We start from the raw sequence: 5,844 nt of genomic DNA, 5'->3' as shown, positions 1-5,844 counted from the left end.
ACGGGCGGCCGTACCGTTTCTTGACGATCGAGAGGTGAGACGAGCGCCCCACAGAAACAGATTCAGCCCCCTGGGGGTGCTCCGTCATGGAGTCCCCTCGGGGGCTGAACCAGTGGGTTTGTGCTCGGTGGTGTCCTACTCTCCCACACCCTGGCGGGTGCAGTACCATCGGCGCTGTCAGGCTTAGCTTCCGGGTTCGGAATGGGTGCCGGGCGTCTCCCTGCCGCTATGACCACCGAGACGACTACACGGGCAGTGCACAATAGACCATCATCGTCTGCGTGTTGGACGCTATCAAATTATCCGTCTCCAGCCGCCCACCCACACCACACACGACGCGCGTGTGTGGCCTGGTGGCTGGGTTGGGTGTGGACCGTATAGTGGACGCTACTACGCTTCTTAACTGTGCTCGCCCCGCTGGTTTCACCTGATGGTGTGGGGGGTGTTGTTGTTTGTATCGGCTTATTAGTACCAGTCAGCTCCAAACCGTTACCGGTCTTCCACTCCTAGCCTATCAACCCAGTCATCTACTGGGAGCCTACCAAAAAGGACAAGTCCTTCCTGTGGAGACCTCATCTTGAAGATGGTTTCCCGCTTAGATGCTTTCAGCGGTTACCCTTCCCGAACGTAGCCAACCAGCCGTGCCCCAGGCAGGACAACTGGCACACCAGAGGTTCGTCCGTCCCGGTCCTCTCGTACTAGGGACAGGCCTCCTCAAGTCTCCAACGCGCGCAGAGGATAGGGACCGAACTGTCTCACGACGTTCTAAACCCAGCTCGCGTACCGCTTTAATGGGCGAACAGCCCAACCCTTGGGACCTGCTCCAGCCCCAGGATGCGACGAGCCGACATCGAGGTGCCAAACCATGCCGTCGATATGGACTCTTGGGCAGGATCAGCCTGTTATCCCCGGGGTACCTTTTATCCGTTGAGCGACGACCCACCCACACGGGATCGCCGGATCACTAGTTCCTACTTTCGTACCTGCTCGACCCGTCAGTCTCACAGTCAAGCTCCCTTGTGCACTTACACTCAACACCTGGTTACCGACCAGGCCGAGGGAACCTTTGAGCGCCTCCGTTACACTTTAGGAGGCAACCGCCCCAGTTAAACTACCCACCAGGCACTGTCCCTAACCCGGATCACGGGCCCAGGTTCAGGCGCACGCCATAACCAGAGTGGTATTTCAACGACGACTCCACCACCACTAGCGTGACAGCTTCACAGTCTCCCACCTATCCTGCACAAGCTATAGCGGGCGCCAATACCAAGCTATAGTAAAGGTCCCGGGGTCTTTCCGTCCTTCTGCGCGAAACGAGCATCTTTACTCGTACTGCAATTTCGCCGAGCTCATGGTTGAGACAGCGGGGAAGTCGTTACGCCATTCGTGCAGGTCGGAACTTACCCGACAAGGAATTTCGCTACCTTAGGATGGTTATAGTTACCACCGCCGTTTACTGGGGCTTAAATTCACCACTTCACCCCCACAAGGAGGGTTGATGGTTCCTCTTAACCTTCCAGCACCGGGCAGGCGTCAGTCCGTATACATCGCCTTACAGCTTCGCACAGACCTGTGTTTTTAGTAAACAGTCGCTTCCCCCTGGCCTCTGCGACCCTCCCCCCTAGCCCGCGACGGGGCTTCAAGGATCAGGCCCCCCTTCTCCCGAAGTTACGGGGGCATTTTGCCGAGTTCCTTAACCATGATTCACTCGTGCGCCTAGGCATACTCTGCCCGACCACCTGTGTCGGTTTAGGGTACGGGCGGCTAGCACCATCGCGTCGAGGCTTTTCTCGGCACCCCAGGATCACCCTGTTATCCCCCACCAGAAGCGGGGTCACCATCACGCCTCACCCCACCCAACCTAATGGGCTGCCCCCCGGATTTACCTGGAGGACGGGCTGCGCGCTTGAACGGACCAAGCCATCAGGTCCGCCGGGCTACCACTGTGCGTCACCCCTGTTAACACGCTTGCCTACCTGCACGGAGGACCCCCAGACCCCACCACCACAACCACACCACCCCCCGAAAGGAGTAGGCGCGGCCTATATGGTGGCTGGGCGTGGGTTAGCACCCGCACGTCAGCATGGGCGGTGCTTCACCGGTACGGGAATATCAACCCGTCATCCATCGACTACGCCTGTCGGCCTCGCCTTAGGTCCCGACTCACCCAGGGCGGACTAGCCTGGCCCTGGAACCCTTGGTCATTCGGCGCTAGGGCTTCTCACCCTAGTATCGCTACTCATGCCTGCATTCTCACTCCCACACCGTCCACCAGCAGTCACCCACAGGCTTCCCCCGGTGCAGGACGCTCCCCTACCACCCACAACCCCTGCCACCACCCGGGCAAGCCGGACGGTGAAGGGAACCATGTCATGGGTCCGCGGCTTCGGCGGTGTGCTTGAGCCCCGCTACATTGTCGGCGCACGATCACTTGACCAGTGAGCTATTACGCACTCTTTCAAGGATGGCTGCTTCTAAGCCAACCTCCTGGTTGTCTGCGCGACCGCACATCCTTTCCCACTTAGCACACGCTTAGGGGCCTTAGCCGGCGATCTGGGCTGTTTCCCTCTCGACCACGGAGCTTATCCCCCGCAGTCTCACTGCCACGCTACAACCCAGGCGGCATTCGGAGTTTGGTTGACGTCAGTAACCCTGTGGGGCCCATCAGCCACCCAGTAGCTCTACCTCCGCCGGGCAACACGCAACGCTGCACCTAAATGCATTTCGGGGAGAACCAGCTATCACGGAGTTTGATTGGCCTTTCACCCCTACCCACAGCTCATCCCCCCAGTTTTCAACCTAGGTGGGTTCGGTCCTCCACACGCTCTTACACGTGCTTCAACCTGGCCATGGGTAGATCACCCCGCTTCGGGTCCAGAACGCGCCACTACAATCGCCCTCTTCGGACTCGCTCTCGCTACGACTACCCCACACGGGTTAACCTCGCGACACGCCACTGACTCGCAGGCTCATTCTTCAAAAGGCACGCCACCACCCCCACACACAAGGTGCGTGGAGGCTCTGACGGCTTGCAAGCGCCCGGTTTCAGGTACTATTTCACTCCCCTCCCGGGGTACTTTTCACCATTCCCTCACGGTACTATCCACTATCGGTCATCAGGAGGTATTCAGGCAGCCAAGTGGTCTTGGCAGATTCACACAGGATTCCACGAGCCCCGTGCTACTCGGGCACCATCCCAGACACGCACCAACCAGTTCCGCCTACGGGGGTATCACCCACTACGCCACGCCTTCCCAGACGATTCAGCTACCGGCCAGCACACGCGCCCCCTCTCCGGCAGAAGAGAAACAGGACAGCCCCACAACCCCGCACACGCAACCCCTGCCGAGTATCACACGCACACGGTTTAACCATCATCCGCTTTCGCTCGCCACTACTCACGGAATATCTACTCCTACGGGTACTAAGATGTTTCACTTCCCCGCGTCACCCCCCACACCCTATACAATTCAGATGCAGGTGACACGACATAACTCGTGCCGGGTCCCCCCATTCGGAAACCCTCGGATCACAGCCCGCCAGCCGGCTCCCCGAGGAATATCGCAGGCCACCACGTCCTTCATCGGCCCCTGATGCCAAGGCATCCACCGAACGCTCAAAACAACAAACAACAAAACACCACAACAAAACAATCTGTCGCAGAAAACAAACAGTAAGATGCTCGCGTCCACTATACAGTTCACAACCAACCCACCCACACCCACCCACAACCCCCAACAAATCAGGAGCCCCAGACAGGTCAGGCAACCAGGGCGCACTACCCCAGAACCCCGACAGCATGCCACCCCCACACCACGCAGGGACACCCACCACCAGCCAACCACCACAACCACAAGGCCGCAGCAGCCCACCAGCAGCAGGCGCGTCTCTCATGCCAGCACCAGACAAGCCAACCACCCCCGCGAGAACACATCCCACGAGACACGACCGGCCGCCCAGCCCTCCGCGAGGCAAGCCCCCAGGCCCGCCCAGACCCACACGGCCCAGACAACCACGACCAGGGGACCACACCCCACACATAACCAATCCTTAGAAAGGAGGTGATCCAGCCGCACCTTCCGGTACGGCTACCTTGTTACGACTTCGTCCCAATCACCAGCCCCACCTTCGACCGCTCCCCGTAAGGCCACGGGCTTCGGGTGTTGCCGACTTTCATGACGTGACGGGCGGTGTGTACAAGGCCCGAGAACGTATTCACCGCAGCGTTGCTGATCTGCGATTACTAGCGACTCCAACTTCACGGTGTCGAGTTGCAGACACCGATCCGAACTGAGACCGGCTTTAAGGGATTCGCTCCACCTCACAGTATCGCAGCCCTCTGTACCGGCCATTGTAGCATGCGTGAAGCCCAAGACATAAGGGGCATGATGATTTGACGTCATCCCCACCTTCCTCCGAGTTGACCCCGGCAGTCTCCCGCGAGTCCCCACCACAACGTGCTGGCAACACGAGACAAGGGTTGCGCTCGTTGCGGGACTTAACCCAACATCTCACGACACGAGCTGACGACAACCATGCACCACCTGTGAACCGGCCCCACAAGGAGGAAACCCCGTCTCCGGAGCCGACCGGCACATGTCAAGCCTTGGTAAGGTTCTTCGCGTTGCATCGAATTAATCCGCATGCTCCGCCGCTTGTGCGGGCCCCCGTCAATTCCTTTGAGTTTTAGCCTTGCGGCCGTACTCCCCAGGCGGGGCACTTAATGCGTTAGCTACGGCGCGGAAAACCCGGAAAAGGCCCCCCACACCTAGTGCCCAACGTTTACGGCGTGGACTACCAGGGTATCTAATCCTGTTCGCTCCCCACGCTTTCGCTCCTCAGCGTCAGTAACGGCCCAGAGACCCGCCTTCGCCACCGGTGTTCTTCCTGATATCTGCGCATTCCACCGCTACACCAGGAGTTCCAGCCTCCCCTACCGCACTCAAGCCGGCCCGTACCCACCGCAAGCCCCCAGTTAAGCCAGAGGATTTCACGACAGACGCGACCAGCCGCCTACGAGCTCTTTACGCCCAATAATTCCGGACAACGCTCGCGCCCTACGTATTACCGCGGCTGCTGGCACGTAGTTAGCCGGCGCTTCTTATCCAGCTACCGTCAACCCACCCACCAAGGGGCAGGCCTGCTTCACTGGCGAAAGAGGTTCACAACCCGAAGGCCTCCATCCCTCACGCGGCGTCGCTGCATCAGGCTTGCGCCCATTGTGCAATATTCCCCACTGCTGCCTCCCGTAGGAGTCTGGGCCGTGTCTCAGTCCCAGTGTGACCGTCCACCCTCTCAGGCCGGCTACCCGTCACCGCCTTGGTAGGCCATCACCCCACCAACAAGCTGATAGGCCGCGAGCCCATCCCCCACCAAAAACACCCAAAAGGCGCAATCTTTCCCAGACCCATCATGCGACAGACCCAGAATATCCCGTATTAGCCACACTTTCATGCGGTTATCCAGAAGAAGGGGGCAGGTTACTCACGTGTTACTCACCCGTTCGCCACTCATCCACACCCACCAAAAAGGAAGGCGCTTCACCGTTCGACTTGCATGTGTTAAGCACGCCGCCAGCGTTCGTCCTGAGCCAGGATCAAACTCTCCAAACAAAACCAACAAACAAGCCCCAACCAACCACAAACAGCCAGCCAGAACCCAAAGTCAGTACAAACAGCCCAGAAAACCAGACCAAGGCCCAACCCAACCCCCACACAAATGAGGACCAGGCAAACCAAAACAAAACAAACCCCAAAAACCACACACAACCAAAATCATGCGCAGCCCCCAGGGCAATGGCATAAAAAACATGACACACTATCGAGTTCTCAAACAACACACCCA

General features: G+C 58.9%; 3 rRNA genes. All 3 read right to left on the bottom strand.

From position 1 onward, the window contains the following. Positions 1–122: 122 nt before the first annotated feature. Positions 123–240, bottom strand: a 5S ribosomal RNA gene (gene rrf, locus BKH20_RS12720). 204 nt (positions 241–444) lie between these two features. Next, a 23S ribosomal RNA gene (locus tag BKH20_RS12715) occupies positions 445–3,634 on the bottom strand. Between the two features lie 420 nt (positions 3,635–4,054). Beyond that, positions 4,055–5,612: ribosomal RNA gene (locus tag BKH20_RS12710) — 16S ribosomal RNA — on the bottom strand. Together the 16S, 23S and 5S rRNA genes form the textbook arrangement of a ribosomal RNA operon. Positions 5,613–5,844: the final 232 nt, after the last annotated feature.

Origin of the sequence: Actinomyces oris (assembly GCF_001937445.1) — a bacterium.
In the GTDB taxonomy this organism is placed as follows: domain Bacteria; phylum Actinomycetota; class Actinomycetes; order Actinomycetales; family Actinomycetaceae; genus Actinomyces; species Actinomyces acetigenes.
This window is presented reverse-complemented; position numbering and strand designations above follow the sequence as displayed.